Annotated in this window: 29 protein-coding genes; 13 read left to right on the top strand and 16 right to left on the bottom strand. The window is 67.5% G+C overall.

From position 1 onward, the window contains the following. Window positions 1-77 precede the first annotated feature (77 nt). Window positions 78-275 (bottom strand): hypothetical protein, encoded by a 198-nt coding sequence (locus ACRYA2_RS13980; RefSeq protein WP_113274652.1) that lies wholly within the window; start codon window positions 273-275, stop codon window positions 78-80. Between the two features lie 156 nt (window positions 276-431). On the opposite strand from ACRYA2_RS13980, the gene ACRYA2_RS13975 reads away from it, so the two are divergent. Beyond that, complete coding sequence (locus tag ACRYA2_RS13975; protein WP_433629166.1) at window positions 432-992, top strand: universal stress protein; 561 nt, start codon at window positions 432-434, stop codon at window positions 990-992. Here the strand turns inward: ACRYA2_RS13975 and ACRYA2_RS13970 are convergent. The 3 genes from ACRYA2_RS13970 to ACRYA2_RS13960 are packed head-to-tail and all read right to left on the bottom strand — an operon-like array spanning window position 917 to window position 2,617. Next, window positions 917-1,300, bottom strand: a complete 384-nt coding sequence (locus ACRYA2_RS13970; RefSeq protein WP_433629164.1) for a GNAT family N-acetyltransferase — start codon at window positions 1,298-1,300, stop codon at window positions 917-919. The genes ACRYA2_RS13975 and ACRYA2_RS13970 overlap by 76 nt on opposite strands. Further along, the gene (gene samp2 / locus ACRYA2_RS13965) at window positions 1,297-1,494 is read right to left on the bottom strand and encodes a ubiquitin-like small modifier protein SAMP2 (protein ID WP_113274650.1); all 198 of its coding nucleotides are present in this window, start codon (window positions 1,492-1,494) and stop codon (window positions 1,297-1,299) included. Before samp2 ends, ACRYA2_RS13970 begins: the two co-directional genes overlap by 4 nt. 46 nt (window positions 1,495-1,540) lie before the next feature. Then, window positions 1,541-2,617, bottom strand: a complete 1,077-nt coding sequence (locus tag ACRYA2_RS13960) for a bactofilin family protein (protein ID WP_433629160.1) — start codon at window positions 2,615-2,617, stop codon at window positions 1,541-1,543. Between the two features lie 158 nt (window positions 2,618-2,775). Here ACRYA2_RS13960 and ACRYA2_RS13955 point away from each other — a divergent pair, with 158 nt between their 5' ends. From ACRYA2_RS13955 to alaS, 4 genes are all read left to right on the top strand, one after another. After that, the gene (locus tag ACRYA2_RS13955; RefSeq protein ID WP_433629157.1) at window positions 2,776-3,816 is read left to right on the top strand and encodes a replication factor C small subunit; all 1,041 of its coding nucleotides are present in this window, start codon (window positions 2,776-2,778) and stop codon (window positions 3,814-3,816) included. 249 nt (window positions 3,817-4,065) lie between these two features. Further along, window positions 4,066-4,827, top strand: a complete 762-nt coding sequence (locus ACRYA2_RS13950) for an ABC transporter ATP-binding protein (RefSeq protein ID WP_433629155.1) — start codon at window positions 4,066-4,068, stop codon at window positions 4,825-4,827. Further along, on the top strand, window positions 4,824-6,494 hold the full coding sequence (locus tag ACRYA2_RS13945) for a hypothetical protein (protein WP_433629153.1): 1,671 nt from the start codon (window positions 4,824-4,826) through the stop codon (window positions 6,492-6,494). The genes ACRYA2_RS13950 and ACRYA2_RS13945 overlap by 4 nt, the downstream gene beginning before the upstream one ends. 221 nt (window positions 6,495-6,715) lie before the next feature. After that, window positions 6,716-9,487 carry an alanine--tRNA ligase gene (gene alaS, locus ACRYA2_RS13940; protein ID WP_433629151.1) on the top strand — a complete coding sequence of 924 codons (2,772 nt, stop codon included), beginning with the start codon at window positions 6,716-6,718 and terminating at the stop codon, window positions 9,485-9,487. Between the two features lie 70 nt (window positions 9,488-9,557). Here alaS and ACRYA2_RS13935 read toward each other — a convergent pair whose 3' ends face one another. Beyond that, window positions 9,558-10,580: a DUF7972 family membrane protein gene (locus ACRYA2_RS13935; RefSeq protein WP_433629148.1), complete on the bottom strand. Its 1,023-nt coding sequence runs from the start codon at window positions 10,578-10,580 to the stop codon at window positions 9,558-9,560. Continuing rightward, window positions 10,573-10,776, bottom strand: a complete 204-nt coding sequence (locus ACRYA2_RS13930) for a hypothetical protein (protein WP_433629145.1) — start codon at window positions 10,774-10,776, stop codon at window positions 10,573-10,575. The genes ACRYA2_RS13935 and ACRYA2_RS13930 overlap by 8 nt, the downstream gene beginning before the upstream one ends. A 199-nt stretch (window positions 10,777-10,975) precedes the next feature. Between ACRYA2_RS13930 and ACRYA2_RS13925 the strand changes: the two genes are divergently transcribed. Next, on the top strand, window positions 10,976-11,572 hold the full coding sequence (locus tag ACRYA2_RS13925) for a DJ-1/PfpI family protein (RefSeq protein WP_433629142.1): 597 nt from the start codon (window positions 10,976-10,978) through the stop codon (window positions 11,570-11,572). A gap of 99 nt (window positions 11,573-11,671) precedes the next feature. Here the strand turns inward: ACRYA2_RS13925 and ACRYA2_RS13920 are convergent, their stop codons facing one another. Continuing rightward, the gene (locus tag ACRYA2_RS13920) at window positions 11,672-11,887 is read right to left on the bottom strand and encodes a DUF7972 family membrane protein (RefSeq protein ID WP_433629140.1); all 216 of its coding nucleotides are present in this window, start codon (window positions 11,885-11,887) and stop codon (window positions 11,672-11,674) included. Window positions 11,888-12,100: 213 nt separating this feature from the next. Here ACRYA2_RS13920 and ACRYA2_RS13915 point away from each other — a divergent pair, with 213 nt between their 5' ends. Both ACRYA2_RS13915 and hflX read left to right on the top strand, forming a co-directional pair. Then, window positions 12,101-13,114, top strand: coding sequence for a S66 family peptidase (locus ACRYA2_RS13915; protein ID WP_433629137.1), 1,014 nt, complete (start codon window positions 12,101-12,103; stop codon window positions 13,112-13,114). A gap of 424 nt (window positions 13,115-13,538) precedes the next feature. Next, window positions 13,539-14,843, top strand: coding sequence for a GTPase HflX (gene hflX / locus ACRYA2_RS13910; protein ID WP_433629134.1), 1,305 nt, complete (start codon window positions 13,539-13,541; stop codon window positions 14,841-14,843). A 12-nt stretch (window positions 14,844-14,855) separates the two neighbouring features. On the opposite strand, the gene ACRYA2_RS13905 is transcribed toward hflX, so the two are convergent. Further along, window positions 14,856-15,095 carry a DUF8028 family protein gene (locus tag ACRYA2_RS13905; RefSeq protein WP_433629131.1) on the bottom strand — a complete coding sequence of 80 codons (240 nt, stop codon included), beginning with the start codon at window positions 15,093-15,095 and terminating at the stop codon, window positions 14,856-14,858. 261 nt (window positions 15,096-15,356) lie between these two features. On the opposite strand from ACRYA2_RS13905, the gene ACRYA2_RS13900 reads away from it, so the two are divergent. From ACRYA2_RS13900 to ACRYA2_RS13890, 3 genes are read left to right on the top strand one after another with little or no spacing between them, the layout of a single operon-like run. Beyond that, window positions 15,357-16,769 (top strand): extracellular solute-binding protein, encoded by a 1,413-nt coding sequence (locus tag ACRYA2_RS13900; RefSeq protein WP_433629129.1) that lies wholly within the window; start codon window positions 15,357-15,359, stop codon window positions 16,767-16,769. Window positions 16,770-16,773: 4 nt separating this feature from the next. After that, the gene (locus ACRYA2_RS13895; protein WP_433629126.1) at window positions 16,774-17,730 is read left to right on the top strand and encodes a carbohydrate ABC transporter permease; all 957 of its coding nucleotides are present in this window, start codon (window positions 16,774-16,776) and stop codon (window positions 17,728-17,730) included. A gap of 2 nt (window positions 17,731-17,732) precedes the next feature. Further along, window positions 17,733-18,650, top strand: a complete 918-nt coding sequence (locus ACRYA2_RS13890; RefSeq protein ID WP_433629123.1) for a carbohydrate ABC transporter permease — start codon at window positions 17,733-17,735, stop codon at window positions 18,648-18,650. Here ACRYA2_RS13890 and ACRYA2_RS13885 read toward each other — a convergent pair. The 8 genes from ACRYA2_RS13885 to rpl18a all read right to left on the bottom strand — a co-directional run bounded on the left by ACRYA2_RS13885 (window position 18,616) and on the right by rpl18a (window position 24,681). Beyond that, window positions 18,616-19,803, bottom strand: coding sequence for an HD domain-containing protein (locus ACRYA2_RS13885; protein WP_433629120.1), 1,188 nt, complete (start codon window positions 19,801-19,803; stop codon window positions 18,616-18,618). The two genes, ACRYA2_RS13890 and ACRYA2_RS13885, sit on opposite strands and share 35 nt — an antisense overlap. A gap of 100 nt (window positions 19,804-19,903) precedes the next feature. Further along, entirely contained in the window at window positions 19,904-20,461 is a 558-nt protein-coding gene (locus ACRYA2_RS13880) for a magnesium transporter (RefSeq protein WP_433629116.1), read from the bottom strand. Continuing rightward, the gene (locus ACRYA2_RS13875) at window positions 20,462-21,040 is read right to left on the bottom strand and encodes a magnesium transporter (protein ID WP_433629113.1); all 579 of its coding nucleotides are present in this window, start codon (window positions 21,038-21,040) and stop codon (window positions 20,462-20,464) included. Between the two features lie 68 nt (window positions 21,041-21,108). After that, entirely contained in the window at window positions 21,109-21,342 is a 234-nt protein-coding gene (locus ACRYA2_RS13870) for an alpha/beta fold hydrolase (RefSeq protein ID WP_433629110.1), read from the bottom strand. A gap of 55 nt (window positions 21,343-21,397) precedes the next feature. After that, entirely contained in the window at window positions 21,398-22,792 is a 1,395-nt protein-coding gene (locus ACRYA2_RS13865; RefSeq protein WP_113274630.1) for a signal recognition particle protein Srp54, read from the bottom strand. Between the two features lie 126 nt (window positions 22,793-22,918). Then, window positions 22,919-24,040, bottom strand: coding sequence for a signal recognition particle-docking protein FtsY (gene ftsY, locus ACRYA2_RS13860; RefSeq protein ID WP_433629107.1), 1,122 nt, complete (start codon window positions 24,038-24,040; stop codon window positions 22,919-22,921). Window positions 24,041-24,046: 6 nt separating this feature from the next. After that, on the bottom strand, window positions 24,047-24,505 hold the full coding sequence (gene pfdA / locus ACRYA2_RS13855; RefSeq protein WP_433629104.1) for a prefoldin subunit alpha: 459 nt from the start codon (window positions 24,503-24,505) through the stop codon (window positions 24,047-24,049). After that, a complete protein-coding gene (rpl18a, locus tag ACRYA2_RS13850; protein ID WP_433629102.1) occupies window positions 24,505-24,681 on the bottom strand; it encodes a 50S ribosomal protein L18Ae in 177 nt (58 codons plus the stop codon). Before rpl18a ends, pfdA begins: the two co-directional genes overlap by 1 nt. A 206-nt stretch (window positions 24,682-24,887) precedes the next feature. On the opposite strand from rpl18a, the gene ACRYA2_RS13845 reads away from it, so the two are divergent. Continuing rightward, window positions 24,888-25,553: a helix-turn-helix domain-containing protein gene (locus ACRYA2_RS13845; RefSeq protein ID WP_433629100.1), complete on the top strand. Its 666-nt coding sequence runs from the start codon at window positions 24,888-24,890 to the stop codon at window positions 25,551-25,553. Window positions 25,554-25,655: 102 nt separating this feature from the next. After that, a complete protein-coding gene (locus ACRYA2_RS13840; protein WP_433629097.1) occupies window positions 25,656-26,969 on the top strand; it encodes an APC family permease in 1,314 nt (437 codons plus the stop codon). Window positions 26,970-26,977: the final 8 nt, after the last annotated feature.

Genomic DNA, 26,977 nt, shown 5'->3' with positions numbered 1-26,977 from the left:
CACGCAACACACCGCTCCGCCGAAAATTGGTTGCAAACGCTCGCCTTCGCATGGAATCAGCTAATCTGAACAGTGCCTCACGTGGAGTCGAGGCTGAGGAGGCCGCTCGGATTCAGGTAGTAGACGACCGCCAGCGCGACGCCGAGCAGGGCGACGAGCAGTCCGAGGAGGTCGCCGACGCCCATCACGAACCCGTCGGCGAGCGTGATGTACGCCATCAGGACGGCGAACGCGAGCCAGATGCCCGCGAGTCGACGCCGTTTCGTCTCGTCCATGGTCGCGGTTGGCGGGCGACGCGCGTCAGTGTTTGGGTTCGCAGTCGCCCGAGGACGGTCGACTCGGATGCCGACGGGGCCGGCCGCGGCGAGACCGTTCCCGGAGACCGGGAATCGCCGGAGGATGATATCAGCCCGGAGACACTATCCTCGCACATGACACTGGTCGTTCCATTCGACGGTTCGGAACTGTCCGCGACGGCGCTCCGGAGAGCGGCAGAGATAGACCGCGCCCTCGGAGAGGACGTGCTCGTGGTGAGCGTCGTCCCGGAAGGAAACGCGGCGTACGCGCGGGAGCGAGGATGGCTCGGCGAGGACGAGGCGTTCGACCTCGACGACGTGGTGAGCCACCTCCGGACGCGGGTCGCGTCGGTCGCGCGGGCCGCCGAGTTCCGGTTCGCAGTCGTCGACCGGTACGCGCAGCCGGGAACCATCGCCAGACGCATCCGCCGGATGGCGAAAGACGCCGCCGCGACGATGGTGTTCGTCGGCAGCGACGACGCCGGCCACGTCGTCACCTCGCTCGCCAGCGTCGGTACCAGCGTCGCGTCCGACGGGGCCTACGACGTCGTCATCGTCCGCAACCGGACGACGGTCGCCGACGGGGCCGGCGGTCGGGCGGCGGAGCGAGACGCGGACGCTCAGAGGTCGTCCCCGGTCGACCCCCGGAACCGGTCGTCGCTCAGACGTTCCATCTCGAAGTCCATCGAGGCGTAGAAGGGTCGCACGCGCTCGTCGAACTCGGCGGTGAGCCGTCCGTGACGCCGGGTCGCCCGGTCGACGAGCGCGGTTCCGATGCCGTTCCCGCGGCGGGCGCGCCGGACCGCGATGGACCGGAGGAAGACGCCGTCGTCGAGCGGTTCGAGCACCGCAGCGCCCAGCACCCGGCCCTCCTCGACCGCGACCAGCACGTCGCCCGCCTCGATGCGCGCTTCGACGGCGGCGGCGTTGGCTTCCAGCATCGCGGCGTCGAGGAGACGCATGACGGCGAGATGGTCGTCCGGGTCGGCGACGCGGACTGTCATCCGCCCTTGATGAGCCGGAGCACCTTCACGTGCGCCGCGTCCACCTGTCGGTCCTCCGGGACCGGCCGACCGTCGACCATCACGGACACCTCGTGCGGGCTGAGACCGACCTCCGCGAGCAGGTCGGCGTACGTCGCCTCCTCCACCTCGAACTCGTGGGTGTCCTCGCCGACCACCTCGACGGTGACGTTCATACTCCCCGTTTCGCCCGTCTCGCCTTTAGCGTGTCGTCGCCCGGTCTCAGGTGGTCGGTCCCTCGTCGCCCCCGTGCCCGCGCTGTGAGGGTCGCGTCGGTTCCTCGCGCCGCCCCCGGTAGCGCGCCCACAGCGTCAGCGAGAGCGCGCCCAGCCCCAGCAGGAGGACGAAGAACTGGACCAGTCCCCCGAAAATGGGGATGCTCGTCACCACCGCGACGACGAGCAGTCCGAGCAGGAGCGCCAGCCAGCGGTTGCGCTCGTCCGCGAGCGAGAGCAACCACGCACCGACGACATACGCCCCGTACACCGCCGCGGCCCAGAGGAGGACGGCGAACAGCAGCGCGCCGAGGACCGCGATGGGGATGCCGACGATGGTGATGGCGAAGATGACGAGCACGAGGGGAACGAGGATGAGCAACGCGAGGCCGACGCCTCCAGAGAGCAGCGGAGTAGCGCGCGCTCGACCGGCGACGCTCTCGGAAAACGTGGGGAACACCGCCAGCAGGACGACGCCGAGCAGGAGGTTCACGAAGAAGCCGTACACCGCGCCGACCCAGTTCGGCACGACCGGGGCCGGACCGACCCGCAGTTCGTCGCTCTGGATGATAGACCCCTGGACCTGCGCGCCCTCAGCACGGGTGAGTTCGCCGTTGTACCGCAGGTCGCCGCCGATGCTCGCGTTGGGGCCGAGGGATATCGAACCCGCACCGACGACGGCGTCCCGGCGGACCGTCCCGTTGAGGGCGACGGTCCCGCTCGCGGACTCCACCGCACCGACCCGTGCGCCCCGTTCGAGTATCGTGGTCCCGCTGGCGGCGTTGACCGAGCCGGCGACGTCGCCGCTCACCCGGACGTTGCCGGCGAACGCGACCAGGTCGCCGTTCACCGTCCCCGGGACGTCGACGTTGCCCGAGAGCGCCGTCACGTCGCCGTTCACGGTTCCGCGAACGACGAGGCTCCCCGCGGTGACGGTGAGGTCGCCGTCGACGGTTTCGCCGCGCTCGACGACGACCGTTCCGCCCGTTCGCGTCTCCTGGGCCGCGACCGTCGCCGGAACCGCGGCGAGCGCGGCGACCAGGACGACGCTGACCGCGAGGACGGCGGCCGAGCGTTCCATCATGTCGGCCGGGAACGACGACCGTCGGGATAGTAATTGAGTGCTTATAACTCCCGAAACGGATGTTTCCGGTTCGGACGGCGGAATCCAACCGCCACCTATCGCTCCGCGGCGCGGCCGTTCTCGCGGGCTTTAAGGGTAACAGGTACCTCTGCTGGAGTATGACCGAGGCTGACGCGGACGAGGCCGGGGCGAACGCCGAGGCGGCCGAAGCCGCCGAGGAGGCGACGGACGCCGACGAGGAGAGCGCCGCCGGGCGCGGCGATATCTGGGTCGAGAAGTACCGCCCGCAGGAGCTCTCCGACGTCGCCGGCCACGACGACATCACGGACCGACTACAGAGCTACATCCGGCAGGACGACCTCCCGAACCTCCTCTTCTCCGGGCCGGCCGGCGTCGGCAAGACGACCAGCGCGCTCGCCATCGCTCGCGAGGTGTACGGCGACGACTGGCGGGACAACTTCCTCGAACTGAACGCCTCCGACCAGCGCGGCATCGACGTGGTCCGGGACCGCATCAAGAACTTCGCCCGCTCGTCGTTCGGCGGGTACGACTACCGCATCATCTTCCTGGACGAGGCGGACTCGCTGACGGACGACGCCCAGTCGGCGCTCCGCCGGACGATGGAGCAGTTCTCGCACAACACCAGGTTCATCCTGTCGTGTAACTACTCCAGCAAGATAATCGACCCCATCCAGTCGCGGTGCGCCGTCTTCCGGTTCGGCCCGCTTTCCGACGAGGCCATCGCGGAGTACGTCCGCGAGATAGCGGCCGACCAGGACATCGAGACGACCGAGGGCGGCGTCGACGCGCTCGTCTACGCCGCCGACGGTGACATGCGCAAGGCCATCAATGCGCTCCAGGCCGCCGCCGTGATGGGCGAGACGGTCGACGAGTCCACCGTCTTCACCATCACCAGCACCGCCCGCCCGGACGACATCGAGGAGATGGTCAGCATGGCGCTCGCGGGCGATTTCAGCAAGGCGCGCTCGACGCTCGACGAACTGCTCACCGAGCGCGGCATGGCCGGCGGCGACGTCATCGACCAGATTCACCGCTCCGTCTGGGAGTTCGACCTCGACGACGACGACGCCGTGCGCATCCTCGACCGCGTCGGCGAGGCCGACTACCGCATCACGGAAGGCGCGAACGAGCGCGTCCAACTGGAGGCGATGCTCGCCTCGCTCGCGCTCGACGACTGACCGAGAACGCCCTCCGGACTCGCTGGGCTTCCCGTCGCTCCGTCGTCCGGACCCCGCTTCGGTTCGTCGTCGGAGACGGTCGACCTCCAGTTCGGCGGGAGCGTTCCGGTCGGCGAAGAACGCTCTCTTCCGCCCGAGAGATGGTCTTTTCACCCCCCAGCGTGCTCGTAGGGATATGACGTACGCCTGCCACGGCTCTCGGGCTGCCCCGGTCCTCCGCTCACGTCGCCACCGCCGGGAGGTGGGGCGATGAGTCGCTCGCCCGCCGACCCGGCGATAGAGACCGAGGGGCTGACCAAGCGGTACGACGAGACGACCGTCGTCGACGACCTGGAGCTGAGCGTCCCCGCCGAGTCGGTGTACGGGTTCCTCGGACCGAACGGCGCGGGCAAGACGACGACCATGCGGATGCTGACGACGCTGATTCGTCCGACGAGCGGGACCGCCCGCGTCGCCGGCCACTCCGTCGCCGACCGCGAGGCGGTCGTCGGCCACGTCGGCTTCCTCCCCGAGGAGCCGCCGCTGTACGACGAACTCACCGGCCGGGAACAACTGCGGTACGTCGCCGGTCTGCGCGACATGGACGAACGGGCGGCCGACGAGCGCATCGACGCGCTGCTGGACCGGTTCGACCTCCTGGCGGACGCCGACGACCGCGTCGACACCTACTCGAAGGGGATGAAACAGAAGGCGGCGCTCGTCCAGGCCATCCTCCACGAACCCGCGGTCGTCTTCCTCGACGAACCGACGTCGGGGCTGGACCCCCGCGCCGCCCGGACTGTGCGCGACCTGATTTCCGAACTCACCGACCGCGGGATGACCGTCTTCCTCTCGACGCACATCCTGCCCGTCGTCGAGGAACTCGCCGACACGGTGGGCGTGCTGTACGACGGGGACCTCGTCGCCGAGGACTCCCCGGAACGGCTCACCCACCGCGCGGAGGCCGAACGGAGCCTGGAGGAGGTGTTCCTCGACGTGACGAGCGAGGAACCGGCCGCAGTAGAGCGATGAACTGGCCGACGCCACGCCGGAGCCTCCGCATCGCCCGCGTCGAGTACCGCCGGAGCGTCCGCGCCATCACCGACAACACCGTTCAGATGCTCGGCTTCGGGGTCTTCCTCCTGCTGTTCGTCGGCGTCCCGACCGTCGGCGGCGCGTACGGCATCTACCGGTTCGGCGACCGAATCGCGGCGAACCTGCCGCTGCTCGCCGCCGCACGCGGTGCGACCGCCGTCGCCTGGGTCGGCGTCGGCGTGATTACGGCGATGCGCACCGTCGGAAAGACGGGCCGCATCGACCGGGAGGCCGGCATGCTGACGACCGTGCCGGCCCGCGACGTGGTCGGCGGACTGGTTCTCGCGGAGTTCGGTCGCCTGTTCTCCATCGCCGTCGTTCCGCTGCTCGCGACGAGCGCCGCCTGGAGCGTCGCGCTCGGGACGCCCGTGCCCGTCGTCGCGGTCCCCGTCACCGCCGCGGCGCTGCTAGCGACCGCTCTGCTCGCGGGCCACGTCGTCGGCGTCGCCCTCAAGATAGCGTTCGCGCAGTCCGAACTGCTCGCACGCTACAGGAGCGTCGTGTTCGTCGCGGCCTTCCTCGTCTACATGGCCGCCATCACGTCGGAGGCCTTCGGCGACGTGCTGTTACGCCTCGGCACCGTCCTCCGGGACGCCCCGATGGCGTACTTCGGCGACGCGCTGCTGGTCGGGACGACGGGCGTCGACCCCTCGTTCGCCCGGGTCGCCGGCGCAGTCGCGCTCGTCGCCGTCGCGATTCCGGCCCTGCTCGCGGTCGACGTGCGCGCGGCGACCCGGCTCTGGTACACCGACCGCGTCCGCCCCGAGTCGCGCGAGTCCCGGACGGGAGGGTCGGGGACGAAACGGAACGCCGCCGGCGAGTCGAGTCTCGGGTTCCTCGCCGGCGTCGCCCACCGTCAGACGCGCACCGTCACCGCGAACGTCTGGCGGCGGACGAAGCGCTCGCCGCTGCGGCTCGTCTACGTCGCCTACCCCCTCTTCTTCCTCGTCACGCCGCTTCGCAACGCCGTCGAAAACGGGTTCATCCCCCGGTCGCTGCCCGTCTTCCTCGCGTTCTACGGCACCTGGGCGGTCGGCGCGTCGGCGCTCAACCCCCTCGGCGACGAGGGCGCGATGCTCCCCGTCACTCTCACCTCGACCGTCGACGGCGACCGGTTCGTCCGCGGACACGTGCTGGCGGCGACGCTGGTCGGTCTCCCGCTCGTCGTCGCGGCGACCGCGCTCACGGGCTACCTGAGTCCGCTCGCCCCCGCACGCTGGCTGGCGCTGGCCGCTGCGAGTGCGGTCGTCACGGTCGCCGGCACTGTCGTCGCGCTCGGCGTCGGCACCACCTTCCCGCGGTTCAGCGAGGTCAAGGTGACCCGGAGCCGGCGGGTCGTCGTCCCGAGCAAGACCGCGTTCGCGCCCTACTCCATCGTCGTCGTCCTCGGCTTCGGCGGCGCGGCGCTGTTCGCAGTCGAGGGTGCCCCCAAAGTCGTCGCCGGCCTCGTCGCCTTCCTCGCGGACCTCGCCGGCGTCCCGCTGGCTCCCGGGGCCGAGACCGTCCGACTGGCCGGCGGCGCGGTCGCCGTCCTCTTCGGCGTCGTCGCACCGCCCGCCGCCTACCGGTACGCCGTCCGCCGGTTCGAGACGTTCACTCTCTGAGAGCGGTCGGCGATTCGCCTGCCGGCGTCGGCGGCAGCGTCGCCGGGGAGAGACGCAGCGAGGTGACCGCGAGGGGAATTTCCCCTTCAGCGAGAGACCGTCGACGACCGGCCGCGCAACGCTCGCGCGACGTTCGCCGAACGCACGCTCGACGCCCCTATTCGCCGGAGGTAGTACTTGCGGAACTGTTTTACCCGCTGACGGGCGAGGAACAACCACGAATGAGTGAACTCGAGGAAGAGTATCGCCTCGAATATTTCGAGGACAACGACTTCGTGCGAAAGGAGTGTTCGGAGTGTGGAGACCACTTCTGGACGCGCGACCACGACCGGACGACGTGTGGTGAGCCTCCCTGCGAGGAGTACTCGTTCATCGACAATCCGGGCTTCGACAAGGAACTGTCGCTCACGGAGATGCGAGAGGCGTTCCTCTCGTTCTTCGAGGAAAACGACCACGAGCGCATCGACCCCTACCCCGTCGCCGCGAACCGCTGGCGCGACGATGTCCTGCTCACCCAGGCGTCGATCTACGACTTCCAGCCGCTGGTCACGTCGGGCGAGACGCCGCCGCCGGCGAACCCCCTCACCATCAGCCAGCCCTGCATCCGGATGCAGGACATCGACAACGTGGGCAAGACCGGCCGGCACACGATGGCCTTCGAGATGATGGCCCACCACGCGTTCAACGCCCGCGAGGAGGTCGGCGACCAGTACGCCTACTCCGGCGAGGTGTACTGGAAGGACGAGACGGTCCAGTACTGCGACGAGTTCTTCGAGTCGATGGGCGCGAACCTGGAGGAGATAACCTACATCGAGGACCCGTGGGTCGGCGGCGGCAACGCCGGGCCCGCCATCGAGGTCATCTACCGCGGTGCCGAACTCGCCACGCTCGTCTTCATGTCGATGGAGCAGGACCCCGACGGCGAGTACGAGATGAAGGACGGCAACCGCTACTCGAAGATGGACACCTACATCGTCGACACCGGGTACGGCCTCGAACGGTGGACGTGGATGTCCCAGGGGACCCCGACCGTCTACGAGGCGGTCTACCCCGAGATGATATCGTTCCTCAAGGAGAACGCGGGCATCGACCACACCGACGAGGAGGCCGAACTCGTCCACCGCGCCTCGAAGCTCGCCGGCCACATGGACATCGACGAGGCCGAGGACATGGAGGCCGCCCGGGACAACATCGCCGAGAAGCTAGACGTCTCCACGACGCGCCTCGAGGACCTGCTGGAACCGCTCGAGGACATCTACGCCATCGCCGACCACTGCCGCACGCTCGCCTACATGCTCGGCGACGGCATCGTCCCGAGCAACGTCGGTACGGGCTACCTCGCACGGATGGTCCTCCGGCGCACCAAGCGCCTCTGCGACAACGTCGGCGTCGACGCTCCGCTCGACGAACTCGTCGACATGCAGGCCGAGCGCCTGGACTACAAGAACCGCGACACCATCCGGGACATCGTCCGCACCGAGGTCGAGAAGTACCGCGAGACGCTCGACCAGGGCGGTCGCCGGGTGCGTCGCCTCGCCCGCGAGCACGCCGAGGAGGGCGAGCCCATCCCGACCGAGAAGCTCGTCGAACTGTACGACTCCCACGGCCTCCAGCCGGACATGGTCCAGGAGATCGCCGACGAGTTCGGCGTCGCGGTCGAGGTCCCCGACGACTTCTACAGCATCGTCGCCGACCGCCACGATAGCGGGCAGGCGTTCGAGGAGGAGGTCGAGGAGGACGACCGGCTGGCCGACCTGCCGAAGACCGAACGCCTCTACTACGAGGACCAGTACCGCACCGACTTCGAGGCGGTGGTGCTCGACGTGTTCGAACGCGAAGACGGGTACGACGTGGTGCTCGACCAGACGATGTTCTATCCCGAGGGCGGCGGCCAGCCCGGCGACCGGGGAACCATCTCGACCGACGAGAAGACGGTCCAGGTCGAGGACACGACCATCGAGAACGGCGTCGTCCTCCACCGCACCGAGGAGGCGGTCGGCAAGGGCGACATCGTCCGCGGCCAGATCGACGTCGAGCGTCGCCGGCGGCTGATGCGCCACCACACCGCGACCCACATCGTCGTCCACGCCGCCCGTCAGGTGCTGGGCGACCACGTCCGCCAGGCCGGGGCCCAGAAGGGGACCGACAGCTCGCGCATCGACGTCCGCCACTACGAGCGCATCGACCGCGAGACGGCCAAGGAGATAGAGCTCCTCGCCAACGACATCGTGATGGAGAACACGACCATCCAGCAGGAGTGGCCGAACCGCCACGAGGCCGAAGAGGAGTTCGGCTTCGACCTCTACCAGGGCGGCATCCCGGGCGGCACGAACATCCGGCTCATCCACGTCGCCGAGGACGTGCAGGCCTGCGGCGGCACGCACGTCCGGCGGACCGGCGACGTCGGCGCTATCAAGATACTGAACACCGAACGAGTGCAGGACGGCGTCGAGCGCATCACGTTCGCCGCGGGCGACGCCGCCATCGAGGCCACCCAGGAGGCCGAGGACGACCTCCGCGCGGCCGCCGACACGCTCGACGTCTCCACGGAGGAGGTGCCCGAGACCGCCGAGCGCTTCTTCCGCGAGTGGAAAGAACGGGGCAAGACCATCGAGGACCTGAAAGAGCAACTCGCCGAGGCCCGCGCCAGCGGCGGTGGCGGCGGCGAGGAGGTCACGGTCGGGGACACGGCGGCCGTCGTCCAGCGCATCGATGCCGACATGGACGAACTCCGCGCGACCGCGAACGCCCTCGTCGAGGAGGGCAAGATAGCCGTCATCGGCAGCGGAGCCGACGGCGCGACATTCGTCGTCGCCGTCCCCGAGGGAAGCGACGTCAACGCCGGCGACGTCGTCAGCGAACTCGCGGCGAAGGTCGGCGGTGGCGGCGGCGGTCCGCCGGACTTCGCACAGGGCGGCGGCCCCGACGCCGACAGGCTGGACGAGGCGCTGGAGGACGCGCCGGACGTGCTCCAGCAGGTCCAGAACGCCTGAGAGGGAACGTCTCGTTTTCGTCGTTCGCTACGGCCCGGTCGACTGCGTCGGCGTCCGTGGACCCGTTCCGCTACCGCTGGGAGTCCCGGAGGATGAGCGGGCCGATGGCGAGGGTGCGCTTCGCGATGGTCGCGATGCGGAGCACGTACGACGTGAAGAGCAGGAAGGGAACGAGCGTCACCGTGAACGCGACGCCCGTCACCCAGAGGACGTTCGCGACGCCGAACGTGGTGCCGGGGAGCGTCGTCGAACTGGCGAACGCCAGCATGCTTCCTGCGACGATGAGCGCCGGCACCGCGGCGTAGAGGATGAGTTGCGAGAGGTTGACCAGCGCCCACTGGAAGTACAGCGTCTTGATGTGCTCGCGCGCCGGCCCGAACATCGTCAGCGAAGTCCGAAGGTCGTCGAGCGCGGCCGCCTGGTCGTCGGTGAGGTCGTCCGCGTACTCGTCGCTGATTCGCTCGACCTGGAATATCTTGTAGGAGTAGTTGAAGTCGAGCGCGGCGAACAGCACCTCGAACGAACCGAACGACGCCCCGTCGAGTTCCTCCTTGACTGTCTGGGCGTTGCCCGTGACGCTGTCGACGAACTCGTCGACCTCGTCGCGCAGGTCGTCGTTCTCGCTGTCCGCGACCGCTTCTCGCAACCGTCTGGCGCGGGTCTCGCTGACGTCGATTATCTCCCGGAGGAACGCCGACGGGTCCGACGGCGTCGTCTTCCCCATCAGTTCACTGGCGTACGTACGGAAGTCCATCGCGTCGCTCATCCGCTTGCGCTGGTCGCCCAGCGGCCCCGTCTCCTGGGAGAGCACCAGCTGGTTGATGGTGACGACGAGGGTGGTCCCGGTGACGACGACGCTGATCATCGTCGAGAACATCGTCTCGAGGGTGTCGCTCCCCCGCAGTTGCGAAGCGAAGTTCGGATAGACGAACACGCCCGCGAGGACGAACAGAACGAACACCGACGCGGCCAGGACGGCCGTCACCACCAGTCGATTGCTCTGTAGCAGAAATCGCAGTTTGAGATGACTCTCTCCGGCCCGTTCGCGCATCGTGTTCGCGGTGCTGATGCCCCCGCCGTCGCTCTCAGGCATCCGTTGACTCCTCGCCCTCGACGGGCCGCTTGAACACCAGGAACTTCGTCCCTCCGCCGACGTACTCGATGCTCTCGACCAGTTCCCACCCCTCCGCGCCGAGTTCGTTCAGCTTCCCTTTCGGGTCGGCCGCTTCCTTCTTCGTCGACTCCCGCGGCGGACGAATCGTCTCATACTCCCACTCTCTGGGCGACATACGCCGAAGTCTTCGTCCCGTATTCGGAAAGGAATTTTCGCCGAAGGCGGCGACGATACGTCGAGAACGCTGGCCGGGTCCCGTCGAGACGTCGAAAGCGCGGTGAGGTCGGCTCCATCGGCGCGTCGCCGGCGACGCACCGTCGCGGCCCGGCCGTGCGAACCCTTTTGCCGGTAGGGGTTCACCGTCGTCCAGTCGCATGAAGGTCGCCATCCTGCTGTACGAGGGCTTCGACGAACTGGACGCCATCGGCCCCTTCGAGGTGCTGAAGAACGCCGCGAACGCCGGCGCGGACTGCCGGACGTCGCTGTGCACGCTCGACGACCGCGAACGGGTCGCAGCGAGCCACGGCCTCGGCGTCGAGGTCGACGCCCACCTGGACGACCTGTCGCCCGACCTGCTCGTCGTCCCGGGCGGCGGCTGGAACGACCGTAACGAGGCGGGCGCGTGGACGGAGGCCGAGCACGGTGCGGTTCCGGACGCGGTCGCCGCGGCGAGCGAGGCGGGTACGACGGTCGCGTCGGTCTGTACCGGCGCTATGTTGCTCGCACGCGCCGGCCTCCTCGACGGACGGCCGGCGACGACGCACGCCAGCGCGCTCGACGACCTGCGGGCGACGGACGCCGAGGTCGTCGACGCCCGGGTCGTCGACGACGGCGACGTGCTGACCGCGGGCGGGGTCACCTCGGGACTGGACCTCGCACTCCACCTCGTCGAACGGAAGTTCGGAGCGGAGACGGCGACGCAGGTGCGCGAGGAGATGGAGTACGAACCCCGCGGCGAGGTGTACCGGTAGCGACTCGGCCCCGTCACACCTCACGCGCGACGTTTCCGAGAGAAGGTTCCCCCTACCGGGGCGTCCACCCTCGTCGAAGTCCGCGTCGACCCCCGGACCCTACGTCTCGTCGCCGCTCGACCGACGGTCGGTTTCGGGGACGAACGGGCCGAACGCCGCCGTTCGTCGGGCGATGGTCGCCACGCGAAGGATGTACGCCCCCAGTATCGCGAACGGGACGAGCGAGACGAGGAGGCGGTTGCCGGTGAGCAGAAACCATCGAGTCACCTCTCCGACCAGATGACGCCCGTCCCGGGATGAAGTCGTCTCAGTCATAGCAGTCATAGGGCACCCCGACGACGAGGTAGTACTTCGACATCCAGCGGCGATTGTATTTCTGGCGGGTGTGTTTCCGTACCTCCGAAGAGAGTGAGGAGAGCAAGACGGTCGGAAAGGGATTCTGTATAGCGACATACGATACAACATTTAAAGAATGCGGGGTTCCCCGGCCAGAACACGTAACTCCGAACCCGGATTCCTTTCGCTGGCATGTTCGACTGCGACTATCCGCCGCCCGTGACGGCCGGCGACACCGTCGCCGTCATCGCTCCCTCCCACGCCCCGCCCGACGGGTTCGACGAGGGTCTGCGCCGTCTCCGGTCGTTCAGCGTCCGGACGAAGCTCTTCGATACGGCGACCCGAGACACGGCGTGGCTTCGCAACCGACCCGAGGCCCGAGCGCAGGACGTGATGGACGCCTTTCGGGACGACGAGACGGACGCCGTCGTCGCCGCGATGGGCGGTAACCGCGCCGTCCAGTTGCTCGACCACCTCGACGCCGACGCCGTCGCCCGGAACCCCAAGCGGTTCTTCGGGTCCAGCGACAACACCCACCTCCACCTCTTCCTCAACAGCGCCGGTCTCGTCTCCTTCTACGGCGGTCAGCTGTTCCCGGACCTGGCCGCCGACCCCGCCGTCCACCCCTACACGCGCGCGAACGTGGAACGGGCGCTCGGGGAGACGCCGTTCGGTCGGGTCCGTCCCGCACCCCGGTGGAGCGACGACTACTACGACTTCGACGACCGGGAACCCCGGACCTGGTTCCCGGCCGACGGCTGGGAGTGGCACGGACCCGACGAACGGGTGCGCGCACCCGTGGTCGGCGGCTGTCTGTCGATGCTCCGTACCCACCTGCTCGCCGGGGCGCCGTACTTCGACCCGGACTCGCTTGACGACTGCGCGCTGGCGGTCGAAACCTCCGGCGAAACGCCCGGAGCGAGCGAGGTCGAGCGGTTCTTCGTCGCGCTCGGTGAACGGGGCGTCCTCGACGACCTCGCGGCCCTACTCGTCGGCAAGCCCGAGACGCCGGGCGGTGCTCGGGAGGACCGCGAGGAGTTCCGCCGGCGGCAGCGCGAGGCCATCGCCGGCACCGTCGCCGACTACGCAGACGGCCTGCCGGTGGTGTTCGACCTCGACTTCGGCCACGCGGCGCCGGTTCTTCCGCTGCCGATGGGGGCCGAGGCCGTGATCGACGGCCGCGAACGGACCATCCGATTCGCGTAACGTCGCGAGGTGCATCGGAGCGTCTCGAATGACGGACGACTCCATGGCGGACGACGCTACCGTATTTAAAAGCAGTTGGAATAAATCCTATAGTGCGATATCAAATTCGCGTTCGGCGACGATTTTGAGCCCGTGATGGTCTCCGACGCTCGGCCGCGAGCGGCGTCGACCCGTGGGGCAGGGGGCGTCGAGCGGAGTCGGGCCGCACGGCGGGGAAATTATTAATGATAGTCGCGCGACTGGTGAGTCGAGGCCCATGGAGACCTTATCCTTCCACTAAGCCGGGTCGTCGGCCCTGCTTCCGGAGTCGCCACGTCGGAAGCGTAGCGGTTACCCGGTTCTCTTTCGTTCGCCGGCCGGACTCGCGGCTCGACTCCGGCCGATCGGTATCGTTCGCTAGCCGATACCACGTCATTACACAGCAATGCAACACGATTCGGGAACCGGCACGCCGGCGCTCGTCGCGCGGCGTGCCGACGCGAAGCCAGTCGAAACAGAAGAGATTCGCGCGCTCGCCGCGGCCGCGGGCTACGAGGTCGTCGGAGCGGTCACGCAGGTCCGCCCCGAGGACCCCGGCACGTATCTCGGGGCGGGGAAGGTCGAGGAACTCGCCGACCGCGCTGCAGCGACCGGAGCGCACCGCGTCGTCGTCGACGACCAACTGTCGCCAGGCCAGAGCAAACAGCTGGGAGACGCGCTCCCGGACGGGACCGGCGTCTACGACCGCTACCGCCTCGTCCTCGAGATATTCGGCGAGCAGGCGAGCACGCGTCGCGCGCAGTTGCAGGTCGAACTCGCGCGACTGAAGTACGAACTACCCCGGATTCGCGAGGAGAGCGACGAGGGGATGTTCAACCGGTGGGCGGAGAAGGGGACGCGGCTGTACGACGTCCGGGACCGCATCGACGAACTGGAGTCGAAGCTCGATGACCTGCCTGAGCCGGCCGAACAGTACCGCGAACGCCGCCGCGAGCAGGGATTCGACCTCGTGACGCTCGCCGGCTACACGAACGCCGGGAAGTCGACGCTGCTGCACCGACTCGCCGACGACCTCGACCTCGCCGCGGAGCCGGACCATCCAGACCGCGACGCGACGGCGGCCGTCGAGGACCGGCTGTTCAAGACGCTGGAGACGACGACACGCCGGGCGACGCTCGCCGAGCGGCCGGCGCTGGTGACCGACACCGTGGGATTCGTCGACGACCTGCCCCACTGGCTGGTCGAGTCGTTCAGCGCGACGCTGTCGGAGGCGGCGGCGGCCGACGCCGTGGTCCTGGTCGCGGACGCCAGCGATCCGGTCGAGGAACTCCGCGAGAAGCTCTCGGTGTCGCTCGATGTCCTCGACGCACAGGACGTCGAGCGCGAGCGCGTCGTGACCGCGCTGAACAAGGTCGACCTGCTCGACGACGACGAGCGCGAACGCCGACGGGCCGTCGCCGCGGAACTCGCGCCTGCGGTCGTCCCGGTCAGCGTCACGGCGGGGACGAACGTCGAGCGGCTGGTCGCCGCCCTCCGGGAACGACTGCCGACCGAGCGCGCCGAACTGACGATGCCGAACTGCGACGACGCGATGGGAGTCGTCTCGTGGGCGTACGACCACGCGACCGTCGAGGGCGTCGACTACGGCGGGGAGACGGTGTCGCTCGCGGTCCAGGGGCGACCGGACGTGGTCGAGCGCTCCCGGGCGAAAGCCGAGGCCGTCGACGAGGTGGGCGGCGAGCGGGGATGACCGCAGTCGGCGTCAGGTGACGTCGTCGGTGACCTCGTCCCGTCCGTACTCGTGACCGAGCACCAGCGAGACGACGTGTAGCGCTACCAGTCCGGCGAACAGCTCCGCTCCGGCCTCCAGGCCGTCTGCGAGCAGCGGCACGTACAGCAGCGGCAGCGACACGGAGGTCCAGAAGCCGACGAACTGGACCGCCTGCACCGCCACCGCCAGGAGTTGGCCGGCGACTATCCCGAGAAGTTCCGAGTTCGACATTTGCTCGCAGTACGACGTCCGGTATGGTTACTATCCATCACATAAGCGAGCGTATCCATGTCTTGCATTCGATTACAGAACGTGTTAACAGACTTATCGAACGTATAATCGATGCGACGAGCGCCGCCCTCGTACACTCACCCGATTACCGGTCGGTTTCAACCAATCGTCCGAGTGAATGTGATTATACTGCTACTTGTCACGACTGATACGCAACTCATTTGAGAACGTCTGTGGTATTCCGGTGGGGAGCGGAAACAAATGGCACGAAAGGCCACGACGCGACGGAAGTTCGTAAAGACCGTCGGGGCGGCCGGGGGGCTCACGGGGGTTTCCGGGTTCGCGACCGCGACGAGACAGGGAGCGACCACGATTCAGTGGGCGGGCAATCCCGTCGACAAGCAGAACGTCGACGCGATAACCCAGGCGCTACGCGACGCGGGAATGTCCCAGAACGTCGAAATCGAGGTCATCGTAACCTCGAACATCTCAGACGACGTCCAGCAGCAGTATCGCCAGTGGTTGCAGGCCGGCCGTAACCAGCCCGACATCCTCCGGATGGACAGCGGGTGGACGATACCGTTCATCGCCCGGAATCAGATAGCGAATCTGAGCGACGAACTGTCTCAGGAGACCGTGAACCGCATCAAGCAGGACAACTTCACGGCCAGCGTCAACACCGCGTCGGCGCCGAACGGCGACCTCTACGGCGTGCCGTACTTCACCGACCTGCCGACGATCCAGTACCGCAAGGACTGGGTGACCGACGCCGGGTTCGACCCGGACGGGCAGAACTGGTCGACCGAACCCATCTCGTGGGAGCGCTTCTCTCAGGTCATCAGCCAGACCCAGCAACAGCAGAACACCCAGTACGGCTACTCGTGGCAGGCGAACGCCTACGAGGGCCTGTCGTGCTGTACGTTCAACGAACTGATGACGTCGTTCGGCGGCGCCTACTTCGGCGGCCGCGAGAACCTCTTCGGTCCCGTCGGCGACCGGCCCGTCACGGTCGACGCCGAGCCCGTCATCCAGGCGCTCCGGGCCGGTCGGACCTTCGTCCACGGCCAGGACGACCAGTTCTCGCTGGAGGGGTACCAGCAGATATCTCCGGAGGCCGTGCTCCAGTGGACGGAGGGGCCGTCGCAGTCGGCGTTCATGAACGAGAACGCCGTCGCGATGCGCTGGTGGCCGTCCGGGCTCTTCCAGGCGGCCCAGAAGTTCGGCGACCAGCTCGGCGTCATGCCGATGCCCTACGGGGTCAGACCGAACCAGGCCCAGGCGCAGGGGACCGGCGGCACGGCGGCCGCCCTCGGCGGCTGGCACCTCACGCTCAACCCCAACTCCCAGAACAAGCAGGCCGCGGTGGAGGTGCTCAACGCCGTCGCCAAACCCGCCTTCCGGCAGTACGAGTTCAGCCAGCTCGGCTACTTCCCGCCGGACAGCACCTTCCTGCAGACCCAGCAGGCACAGCAGGTGGACGTCTGGGGCGACTACCTCGAGACGCTCCGGCTGGCCGGCGAGAACGCGATTCCGCGCCCCGTCACCGTCGTCTGGCCCGACGAGTCGACGGCCATCGCCGACCGCGTCAACGCCGTGCTCGCCCAGCAGCAGGCGCCGGACCAGGCGATGTCGGCGCTGAAGAGCACGCTACAGGACATCGAGGGGAGCGTCTGACCCGATGAGTACGGAGCGCAGCTCCGTGCGAACGCTGGTCAAACGCCCCGCCAGCTGGACCGAGCGGCTGGACGAGGAGCAGTTCGCGTACCTGCTCGTTCTTCCGGCGTTCCTGCTGGTCGGTGCGATGGCGTTCTGGCCGCTCGTTCGGACGTTCGAGCTGTCGCTCCACGCGGACAATCTCTTCGGCGGGGGCTACGTCGACGAGTTCGTCGGAATCGAAAACTACGTCGCCCTCATGACAGGCGAGCGCGACAGCATCCTGGGGAACCCCTTCTTCAGTCTGAGCCAGCCGTTCTCGAGCGCCATCGTCGTGACGCTCATCTTCACCGTCGTGAGCGTGGCGTTCGAGACGCTCGTCGGCTTCGGCCAGGCGCTCGTGCTCGACCAGGACTTCCGGGGACGGCGCTGGGTACGGGTCGCCATCATCATCCCGTGGGCGGTCCCCATCGCCATCCAGGGGATGATCTTCTACCTGCTGTTCCAGCCGGGCATCGGCTTCGGCACGAGCTTGATGCAGGACCTCGGCGTGTTCTCGTCGACGCCGCTCATCAACAGCGTCGACTCGATGATAATCCTCATCGTCGCCGACATCTGGAAGGCGTCGGCGTTCATGGCGCTGCTCATCCTCGCGGGCCTGCAGAGCGTCGACCGAACGCTGTACAAGGTCGGTCGCGTGTCGGGCGCGTCGAAGTGGCAGATGTTCAAGATGATAACGTTCCCGCTCGTGCTGCCGACGCTCCTGGTGGCGATGCTGTTCCGGACGATTCAGGCGATGCGGGTGTTCGGAATCGTCGAGACGATAACGAGCTGTAGCAACATCCCCACCCTCACGTGTCTCGTCGTCGATACGTTCAGCTCGGGACGATACGGAACGTCGGCGGCGGTGGCGTTCATCACGGCGGTCATCGTGGGGTCGGTGGCGATGGTGTACATCGTCTGGTTCGCGGACGTGAGCTAACCATGTCGTACGAACAGGAGCCCGAGGACGGACCGTACACGCGCTGGGTGCAGAGCACCATCCAGAACCCCCGGAAGGCGTACCGGGCGATGTTCTACGTCGCCGCCATCTTCTTCATCGTCACGACGCTGTTCCCGTTCTACTGGCTGCTCGTGCTGGCGCTGACGCCGCTGGCTCGCATCTCCAACATGGGACTGGTGCCGAAGGGGTTCAACCCCGGGTCGTTCGTCGAGATGTTCCAGCTCCTCCCGTTCCACCGGTACATGTTCAACAGCATCGCCATCGCGCTGACGACGACCGTCATCGTCCTCTTCATCGGGAGCTTCGCCGGGTACGCCTTCGGTCGCCTGGAGTTCCGCGGCCGGACCGGCCTGTTGCTCCTCCTGCTGGCCATCTCGTACTTCCCCCCGGCGGCGTTCATCCTGCCGCTGTTCAACTTCTTCACCGGCAACGTCTCGGTCCTGGGGGTGTCGAGCCCGGGCTGGTTCAACACGCCGGGAGCGCTCGTGACGCCGTTCTCGGGGCTGTACATGCCGCTGACGATATTCATCCTGACGACGTTCTACGGCCAGATACCGGACGGGCTGGAGGACGCCGCGCGCGTCGAGGGCGCGACCCGCATCGGCGCGCTGTTCCGGGTCATCATGCCGCTGTCCGCGCCCGGCGTCGCCACCGCCGGCGTCCTCACCTTCATCTCGGTGTACAACGAGTTCTTCTTCTCGTTCCTGATGACCGACGGGCAGGCCCAGCACTGGGCCCCCATCGTCTGGGGCATCCTGAACTACCAGGGGCAGTTCCAGGCGTACTACAACCTGATGGCAGCCGCGAGCATCGTCGGCGTCCTCCCCGTCGCGGTGCTGGTCGTCATCGCTCAGGAGCGCATCGTCAGCGGTCTGACCGCGGGTGCGTTGAAGGAGTGAGGCCCAGTACCGCCTCCGCCGCCTCACCGACGACCGTCGTCTCCGCTTCGGGCGCGTAGACGCCGAGTCGCCACTGGGTTCGGTGGGCGGCCTGTAGCCCCTCGACGAGCGGAGACTGGTCGTCGAGCCGTCGAATCTCGCCGTTCACGACGACGCGGGTGGACGACTCGGGCATGCTCGGTTCGCCGGGCGCGTCCAGGACGACCTCCTCCTCCGAGACGTCCGCCTCGGCCGCTATCTCGCGCTCGTAGCGCCGAATCGCCTCGTGGTCGCTGGCGACGACGGCCTCGGGCACCGCGTCCCACTCCGCCCACGTCGCGCGCTTGTAGAGGTTCCGTCCCCTGAGCCGGTCGGCCATCTCGGCGGTCGCGTCGCAGTCGCGCAGCGCGGCGAGCAGTTCGGCGTCGGTGAGCCGCCGGAACCGCTCCGGGGAGAGGTCGGTCGCGTCGAGCAGGCGCTCGCTTGCGCGTTCGAGCATCGTGCCCGCGATGCAGGAGACGTGGTGGCGATAGACGGTCGCGTTCATCAGCGCGCGGGCGACGAGCAGGCTCTCGGCGGCCCGGACGTTGCCCTCCGCGAGGACGAGTTCGCCACCCGCGAACCGCAGCGCCCGGAGCAGGCGACCGTGGTCGATGGTGCCGTAGGGGACGCCGGTGTGGTGGGCGTCCCGGACGAGGTAGTCCATCCGGTCGACGTCGAGTTCGCCCGCGACGAGTTGCCCGAGTTCCCCCTCGCCCGCGACGAGCGCGGCCACCCGGCGCGGGTCGAGGTCGTGGCGTTCCAGCACGGCCGCGAGCTCCCCGCTGGCCAGCAGGTCGCCGACCTCGTCGTGGTGACGGCCGAGTCGGCGCTCGATGACGCCCTCGGTCTGGTGGCCGTAGGGACCGTGACCCACGTCGTGCAGAAGCGCGGCCGCGCGGACCATCTTCGCGCGGTGGCCCTCGACTCCGAGGTGGTCCAGCGCGCGGTCCGCGAGGTGGGCGACGCCGAGACTGTGCTCGAAGCGCGTGTGGTTCGCCGACGGGTAGACGAGGCGGACGGTGCTCAACTGCTTGACGTGCCGGAGTCGCTGGAGGGGGTCCGTGTCGAGCAGGTCCTCGGCGACCGGCGGGAGTTCGACGTGGTCGTGGACGCTGTCCTTGATGGGTTGCATGGGTTCGAATCGAAGTCGCCCGAAGTTGTCCGTTGTCTACCCTGTTTCCGCCGTGATGGTTTCAATCCGTGTGGTTCGAGTCGAGGAGAGACGGCCGGACTCACACCAGCACCTGGACGACGGCGAATAGGACGAGCACGCCGAGCACGTCGCAGACGTTGGTCACGACCGGAATGACCACGTCGTCCGGGTCGAGTTCGAGTCGGTAGGCGGCGTACGTCGCCACGAGCGTCACCGCGATCGCGACGAACGCCAGCACGACGCCGCTGGCCAGCGCGACGGTCACGACCGTCGCGAACCCGAGTTGGGTGCCGGCCGTCGCTCGCGTGAACACCCACGCGCCGGCACCGACGACGGGGAAGACGGTCACCGACAGCGCGATGGTCGCGGCGGCGTTGCCCGCCAGGAGTTCGTCGCCGCGTTCGAACGAGAGGGTGCCGAGGTGGAACGCTGTCGAGAGTCGCGCCGCGAGGATGCTCCCGAGGTTGCCCGCCGTGCCGATGATGACGGGGACCAGCGCGAGCAGCGAGGGGTACCGGAGCAGTTCGCTCTCGAACGATCCGAGGACGAGTCCGCTACCGATTTCGACGACGGTGAGCGCGAGCAGAACCGGGAGCGTCGCCCGCGTGATGGCGCGAACGGTCCAGGACGTCGGCACTCACCCACCCCCGAGCGCGAGCACGATTCGCACCGCGAGCAACAGGAAGGCGATGCCGAACACGTCGCCCGTCGTCGTCACGAGCGGTCCGACCAGGGTGTCCGGATTCTGGCCGCGTCGGTAGCCGGCGAACACGACCACGACGACGGCGACGGTCAGCGCCACGCCGGACAGGACGCCCGCGATGAGCGCGATGGCGAGCAGCGTCGGCAGCGGCGCGACCGGCCGTACGAGCACCTGCAGGACGAGGAACGCGACGGCCGCCGCGAACAGGCTGGCGAGGACGCCGTTCGCGAGTGCCGCCGCGACGGCTGCCCGAACGCGCTCGTCGCTCGCGACGACCTCCGGGTCGACCAGCCCCTGGTGGAGACCGGAGGCGAGCCGCGCGCCGAGCGAGCCGTAGACGTTGCCGCGCGTCGCCAGCAGCGCGGGCACCAGCACCAGCAGGCCCGGCACCGCCCGGAGTTCCGCGCGCATCCCGCCGAGGACCACGCCCGCGAACAGGCCGCCGACCACGCTCGCACCCAGCGCAGGCAGGGCTTCGCGGTAGGCATCGACGGCGACGTCGCGGACGCTCATCTATTCCCGTGTCACCGCCCCCGGACAAAAAAACGTTCGTCGCGGGCGACGGTCGAACGTCGTCGCGGTCACGGCGACGCGGCGAACTCCCCGACGGTCCGGCTGAAGCGGTCCGGTTCTTCGAGCGAGCGGCCGTGGCCCCGGTAGTCGAGCGCGACCGTCCGATGGTCGGCCGGGAGCGTCGAGAGCTGCGGCTCGAAGAAGCGAAGTCCCGCCATCACCCCGTGCAGGAGAAGTACCGGCGGTCCCGTTCCCTCGTCCTCGAAGTAGAGGTCCGCGCCGTGACACCGGACGGACGGCATGGTACGACCGGTCGACGGCGGTGTCGATAGCTCTGTGGGCCGGGAGGCGGACATCTCACCCGAACGGTCCCATCCCGCCCATGCCGCCACCGCCGCCGCCACCGCCGCCCTGCATCTTCTTCATCATCCGCTCCATGTCGCCGCCCTGGCCCATGCCCTGGAACTGCTTGAGCGTCTGGGCCATCATCTTGTGCTGTTCGAGCAGTTCGCGTACGCGCTCCTCGCCCTTGCCGCTACCGCGGGCGATGCGTTCGACCTGGCTCGCACCGATGGCGCGCGGGTTCTCCAGTTCCGCCTCGGTCATCGAGTCCATGACGACCTCGAAGTCCCGCATCCGGTCTTTCGTCACGTCCATGGCGTCGTCGGGGAGTTCGTCCATCATGCCGCCGCCCATGCCCGGAATCATGTCCATCACCTGGTCGAGCGGCCCCATCTTGTTCATCGCGTTCATCTGCTTTCGCATGTCCTTCAGGGTGAACGAGCCCTGAAGCATGTCCTCGGGGTCCCAGTCCTCGTCTTCCTCCTGGGTCTCCTCCATCGCGCGCTCGACGCGCTCGGTGAGCTGTTTCAGGTCGCCCATCCCGAGCAGCCGGGAGATGAAGCCGTTCGGCTCGAAGCGCTCGACGTCCTGGACCGTCTCCCCGGTACCGAGGAAGGCGATGGACGAGTCCGTCTCGTTGACGGCGGTCAGCGCGCCCCCACCTTTCGCGGTCCCGTCGAGTTTCGTGATGGCGACGCCGTCGATGCCGATGGACTCGTCGAACTGCTGGGCCTGCTGTTTCGCGCCCTGACCGATGGCGGCGTCGAGCACGAGCAGGTTGCGGTCCGGGTCGACGACGCGCTCTATCTGCTCTATCTCGTCGATGAGGTCGTCTTCGAGCGCGTGGCGACCCGCGGTGTCGACGATGTGTACGTCGGCGTCGCTGGTCTCCTCAAGTCCCTTCCGGGCGATGTCGACGGGGTCGTCGTTGTCCGGATCGCCGTAGAACTCCACCTCGGCCCGGGAGGCCATCTCTTTCGCCTGGTCGTACGCGCCGGGACGGAAGGTGTCCGTCTGGACGACTGCGGGCCGTAGCCCCTTCTTCGAGAACCACCACGCCATCTTGGCGGCGGTGGTCGTCTTCCCCGACCCCTGGAGACCGGCGAGCAGGATGGTCTGGCTCTCCAGCGGCAGGTCGGTCGACTCGCCGACGAGGTCGACCAGTTCCTCGTAGACGATGCTGAGTACGTGGTCGCGGGCCGTCGTTCCGCCCGGCGGTTCCTCCTCGAGCGCACGCTCCTCGATAGAGGACGAGAGGTCCATCACCAGGCTGGTGTCGACGTCGGCCTGCAGGAGCGACCGCTGAATCTCCCTGACGATCTCCTCGACGTCCTCCTCGCTGACGCGCGACTTGCCGCTCAACTTGTCGAGCGACCCGCGAAGAGAACTGCCGAGATTGTCGAGTACCATCGTTGTCCCTTCTTGGCTCCGTACTCGTTTAAATGCTTTTTCTAGTCCGGATTCTCCCCTCCGCCGAACCGTCGCGAGCGACGCCGCTCCTCGTCGACGGTCGCGGCGGAAAGACGGGGTCGGACGTTACGCCTCGTCCTCGCCGACGAGCCGGCTCACGAGGCGCTCGGGGTCGAACGTCTCGATGTCGTCGTACCCCTGACCGGTGCCGAGAAAGAGGATGGGTTTGCCCGTGACGTGCGCGATGGAGATGGCGGCACCGCCCTGCGAGTCGGCGTCCGCCTTCGTGAGGACGGCACCGTCTATCTCGGCGGCGTCGTTGAACTGCTTGGCGCGCTGGACGGCGTCCTGGCCGGCGACGGCCTCGTCGACGAACAGCGTCATGTCCGGGGAGACGACGCGTTCTATCTTCTCCAGCTGGTCCATCAGGTCCTCGCTGGTGTGGAGTCGACCGGCCGTGTCGCCCAGCACCACGTCGACGTCGTGCGCCTCGGCGTACTCGACGGCGTCGTAGATGACGGCCGCCGGGTCACCGCCCTGGTCGTGGGCGATGAGCTTCCGGTCCAGATTGTCGGCGTGCTCGCGAATCTGTTCGTTCGCCCCGGCGCGGTAGGTGTCGCCGTTCGCCAGCACCGACGAGTATCCCCGCTCTTCGAGATACCGGGAGAGCTTCGCGATGGTCGTCGTCTTTCCGACACCGTTGACGCCGGTGAAGATGATGGTGAGCGGTTTGTCGGCCTCGGCGACGCGACGGTCGAAGTCGAACTGACCGACGCTGATGACCGACTCCAGCGAGTCTTGCAGCGCCTCCTCGACCACGTCTGCCGTCTCGGAGTTGAACGACCGCGTCGCGCCCACGAGGTCTTCGCGGATGCCCTCCAGAATCTCCTCGGCGACGCTCATCTCCACGTCGCTCTCCAGCAGGGCCATCTCCAAGTCCCAGAGCGGGTCCTCGATGTCCTGCTCCTCGATGACGATCTCCCCGCGCGCGAACGACCTCGCCTTCTGGGTGAAACCGCCACCGTTCGACGGCTCGGACGCCTCGTCTTCGGTCGCGTCCGACTCCGCAGGTTCCGCGTCGGTCGCGTCCGATTCCGTGGAGTCCGCCTCGGTCGCGTTCGTTTCGGCAGGTTCCGGTTCGGCCTCGGTCGCGTCGGCCTCGTCGGCAGCCTCTTCGGCCTTCTCCTCGGTCGTCTCCTCGACGTCCTCGCGGAACCCGCTGATCTTGTCCTTCAGGCTGTCGAACATCGGCGATTACTCGCTCTCGTCGTCTTCCTGCTGCTGCATCTGCTGCATCTGCTGTTGCATCTGCTGCTGTTGCATCTGCTGGGCCTTCTGTTCGAGTTCGCTGCTCTGTTCCTCGACGTCGTTGATGTCGGCTTCGAGTTCGTCGATGCGCTCGTCGAGGGTGTCCTTGCGCGTCTCGAGGGAGTCGACCGCGCCGTCCTGGTCGCGCTCCGCGGCGTAGCCACCGCCGAGTTCGACGACGACCTCGTCGATGTCGTCGACGGTCGTGCGGATGTACGCGCCGCCGCCCAGCGGCACCTGCACGACGGAGTCGGTCTCCAGCGTCTCGATGGCCTCGATGGCCTCGTCGACCTCGTCCTTCTCGTCCCGGAGCGACTCGACCTCGTTTTCGAGCTGTTCTTTCTGCTCGTCGAGTTCCTGCAACTGCTGCTGGAGCTGCTGGAGCTCCTGGTTGCCGCCACCCATCATTGGGCTTCGACCTCCGAGACGTCGACCTGCGTGCGCTTGAGGCCGTGCTTGCTGCCGAAGTTGGCGTACGTGTGTTCCTCGGCGACGGACTCGTTCTCTGCGTCGATGGTCGTCTCGAACTGCTCCCAGCCGTTACGGGCCTGGAAGCGTCCGCGAACAGTAAACGTGCTCATGCCAAGATAGTCGTGAGCGAGCGGGAAGAATCTTCCTAACTAGTTCCCCACGGCGGTCGGCCGAGCGGCCGCGAAAATGACCGACGGCCGGGAGGCCGAATCGGAGCGTCGACGCGAGTCGAAGGCCCGGGAGAGATGTTCGAACGGCCGACTGGCGTGTCTCGCGCGGCAAGTAGACATAACTGTTCGACGCCCCAAGCGAGACTATGAGCGTCATCGCGGACTTCGCGGTGCCTCCGGAGGACTTCGTTCTCTCCCACGCCGTGTGCAGCGGGCCGGACGTAACCGTGGGGATAGAACGGGTGGTCCAGACGGAGTCGAGTCTCACGCCGTACTTCCAGGTGGCCGGCGACGCGCTCGAGGAGTTCGAGCGCTACGTCGACGACGACGAGACCGTGACGAACGTCCGGACGCTCGAACACGTCGACGACGAGCGATTCTACCGGGGCGACTGGACGGAGGACGTCGACCACCTTGTGAGGGGGATTCGCGATGCCGAAGCGACCGTCACTCACGCCAGGACGGACGGGGAGGTGTGGGACCTCCGGATGGTGTTCCCCACTCGGGACGCACTCTCGGCGTTCGACGACCACTGCGACGAGGAGTACGACTACTCGCTGAAGCAGGTGTTCGACCGGTCGAACACGGCGACGTTCGGCGACTTCGAGGTGACGGCCGAGCAGCGCAACACGCTGCTGACTGCGCTCGAAACGGGGTACTTCGAGGTGCCGCGAGACGCGACGATGGAGGACCTGGCCGACGAGTTCGGCATCACCGTCCAGTCCATCTCCCAGCGCATGCGACGCGCCCACGCGAACCTGCTACAGAACACGCTCGCGCTAGAGACGACCGAGAGCGACGACGCCGATTGAGACGCGAACGACGTCGCGGACACCGCGTCACCGCCCTCGTCTTAAACGACATTGAAAATTCAGCCGTCAGATTCCCGTGGCTGGGAGGACGAGTTTCACGCGATGGGAGAGCAGCTCGGATTGAAGGAAGCGGTAGCGATGGCTCTCGGGGGGATGATAGGCGGCGGCATCTACTCCGCGTTCGGTATCGTCGTCGCCATCTCGGGGAAGATAGCGTGGCTCGCGTTCGCCATCGCGGGGTTCGTGGCGATGTGTGCCGGGTACAGCTACGTCCAGTTGAACGAACTCACGTCGGACAAGGGCGGTGCGCCGACGTACATCGAGGAGGTCGTCGACAACTCGACGGTGGCGGGGATGACGGGATGGACCCTGCTGTTCGGATACATCGGGTCGATGGCGCTGTACGCCTACGCGTTCTCTTCGTTCTTCACGGAGATGCTCGGTCGTCTCCACTACATGGGCATCTCCCTGCCGAAAGTAGTCTCCGTGTTGCTCATCGCGGCGTTCGTCGGCCTGAACCTGATGGGCGCTTCCAAGACGGGGAAGGCGGAGGACGTCCTCACCTTCTTCAAGATTCTCGTCATCGGCGTCTTCGGCGTCTGGGGCGTCTGGTACTCCTTCAACGTCCAGAAGCTGACGTTTGGGTTCTCCGCGGTCAGTTTCAGCCCCATCGTCGGCGCGGCGATGTCGTTCGTCGCCTTCCAGGGCTGGCAGTTGCTCATGTACGACCAGTCGCAGTTCGAGAATCCGGTCGAGAACATCAGGAAGGCGATATACATCTCGATTCCGGTGGCGACGCTGCTGTACGTGCTCGTCGCGTTCACCACGGTGAGCCTGCTGGAGATTTCGGTCATCGCCGTCGCGCCCGAGGTGTCGCTGCTGTACGCCGCCCTGCCGTACATGGGGCGCGTCGGCGCGTTCGTCATCGGCATCTCGGCGCTGTTCTCCACGGCGAGCGCGGTGAACGCGACGCTGTTCAGCGGCGCGCAGTTCTCCCAGACCCTCATCGACGAGGGAATGCTGCCGGAACGGTTCAGCCCGGACGGCGACCAGGAGGTTCCCTCGAAGATCGTCATCGTCCTCGGGGCGCTGTCGGCGGCGTTCGCCGTGTACGGTAGCCTCTCGTCGATTACGTCGTTCGCGTCGCTCGCGTTTATCGCCGTCTTCGGCGGTATGAGCTATCTCGCCTTCCGCGAGCGCGACGACATCGACGGTCTCGTCACGCCGCTGCCCGTCGTCGGCATGGTCGGCACGGCCGCCTTCTTCCCGCTGTTGCTGTACAACCTCTATCTCAACAGCCCGGGCACGTTCTACCTCGTGATACTCATCAGCGTGTTCGTCATCGGGAGCGAACTGCTGTACTTCGAGCGCGGACCGATAGAGAGCGCGATACCGGGCTTTTCGAACGACGATTGAACCAAAAC

This window comes from Halomicrococcus pelagicus, assembly GCF_050954125.1.
This window is presented reverse-complemented; position numbering and strand designations above follow the sequence as displayed.

Coding starts and splice junctions, on each gene's coding strand:
- ftsY (WP_433629107.1), bottom strand. CDS start 24,040: ATGTTCGACAGCCTGAAGGACAAGATCAGCGGGTTCCGCGAGGACGTC.
- ACRYA2_RS13865 (WP_113274630.1), bottom strand. CDS start 22,792: ATGGTACTCGACAATCTCGGCAGTTCTCTTCGCGGGTCGCTCGACAAG.
- ACRYA2_RS13935 (WP_433629148.1), bottom strand. CDS start 10,580: ATGCCTGAGAGCGACGGCGGGGGCATCAGCACCGCGAACACGATGCGC.
- hflX (WP_433629134.1), top strand. CDS start 13,539: ATGCAACACGATTCGGGAACCGGCACGCCGGCGCTCGTCGCGCGGCGT.
- ACRYA2_RS13870 (WP_433629110.1), bottom strand. CDS start 21,342: ATGCCGTCCGTCCGGTGTCACGGCGCGGACCTCTACTTCGAGGACGAG.
- pfdA (WP_433629104.1), bottom strand. CDS start 24,505: ATGGGTGGCGGCAACCAGGAGCTCCAGCAGCTCCAGCAGCAGTTGCAG.
- ACRYA2_RS13945 (WP_433629153.1), top strand. CDS start 4,824: ATGAACTGGCCGACGCCACGCCGGAGCCTCCGCATCGCCCGCGTCGAG.
- ACRYA2_RS13975 (WP_433629166.1), top strand. CDS start 432: ATGACACTGGTCGTTCCATTCGACGGTTCGGAACTGTCCGCGACGGCG.
- rpl18a (WP_433629102.1), bottom strand. CDS start 24,681: ATGAGCACGTTTACTGTTCGCGGACGCTTCCAGGCCCGTAACGGCTGG.
- ACRYA2_RS13895 (WP_433629126.1), top strand. CDS start 16,774: ATGAGTACGGAGCGCAGCTCCGTGCGAACGCTGGTCAAACGCCCCGCC.
- ACRYA2_RS13840 (WP_433629097.1), top strand. CDS start 25,656: ATGGGAGAGCAGCTCGGATTGAAGGAAGCGGTAGCGATGGCTCTCGGG.
- ACRYA2_RS13890 (WP_433629123.1), top strand. CDS start 17,733: ATGTCGTACGAACAGGAGCCCGAGGACGGACCGTACACGCGCTGGGTG.
- ACRYA2_RS13905 (WP_433629131.1), bottom strand. CDS start 15,095: ATGTCGAACTCGGAACTTCTCGGGATAGTCGCCGGCCAACTCCTGGCG.
- ACRYA2_RS13960 (WP_433629160.1), bottom strand. CDS start 2,617: ATGATGGAACGCTCGGCCGCCGTCCTCGCGGTCAGCGTCGTCCTGGTC.
- ACRYA2_RS13875 (WP_433629113.1), bottom strand. CDS start 21,040: ATGAGCGTCCGCGACGTCGCCGTCGATGCCTACCGCGAAGCCCTGCCT.
- ACRYA2_RS13925 (WP_433629142.1), top strand. CDS start 10,976: ATGAAGGTCGCCATCCTGCTGTACGAGGGCTTCGACGAACTGGACGCC.
- ACRYA2_RS13955 (WP_433629157.1), top strand. CDS start 2,776: ATGACCGAGGCTGACGCGGACGAGGCCGGGGCGAACGCCGAGGCGGCC.
- ACRYA2_RS13980 (WP_113274652.1), bottom strand. CDS start 275: ATGGACGAGACGAAACGGCGTCGACTCGCGGGCATCTGGCTCGCGTTC.
- ACRYA2_RS13885 (WP_433629120.1), bottom strand. CDS start 19,803: ATGCAACCCATCAAGGACAGCGTCCACGACCACGTCGAACTCCCGCCG.
- ACRYA2_RS13845 (WP_433629100.1), top strand. CDS start 24,888: ATGAGCGTCATCGCGGACTTCGCGGTGCCTCCGGAGGACTTCGTTCTC.
- ACRYA2_RS13920 (WP_433629140.1), bottom strand. CDS start 11,887: ATGACTGAGACGACTTCATCCCGGGACGGGCGTCATCTGGTCGGAGAG.
- alaS (WP_433629151.1), top strand. CDS start 6,716: ATGAGTGAACTCGAGGAAGAGTATCGCCTCGAATATTTCGAGGACAAC.
- ACRYA2_RS13915 (WP_433629137.1), top strand. CDS start 12,101: ATGTTCGACTGCGACTATCCGCCGCCCGTGACGGCCGGCGACACCGTC.
- ACRYA2_RS13970 (WP_433629164.1), bottom strand. CDS start 1,300: ATGACAGTCCGCGTCGCCGACCCGGACGACCATCTCGCCGTCATGCGT.
- ACRYA2_RS13900 (WP_433629129.1), top strand. CDS start 15,357: ATGGCACGAAAGGCCACGACGCGACGGAAGTTCGTAAAGACCGTCGGG.
- samp2 (WP_113274650.1), bottom strand. CDS start 1,494: ATGAACGTCACCGTCGAGGTGGTCGGCGAGGACACCCACGAGTTCGAG.
- ACRYA2_RS13950 (WP_433629155.1), top strand. CDS start 4,066: ATGAGTCGCTCGCCCGCCGACCCGGCGATAGAGACCGAGGGGCTGACC.
- ACRYA2_RS13930 (WP_433629145.1), bottom strand. CDS start 10,776: ATGTCGCCCAGAGAGTGGGAGTATGAGACGATTCGTCCGCCGCGGGAG.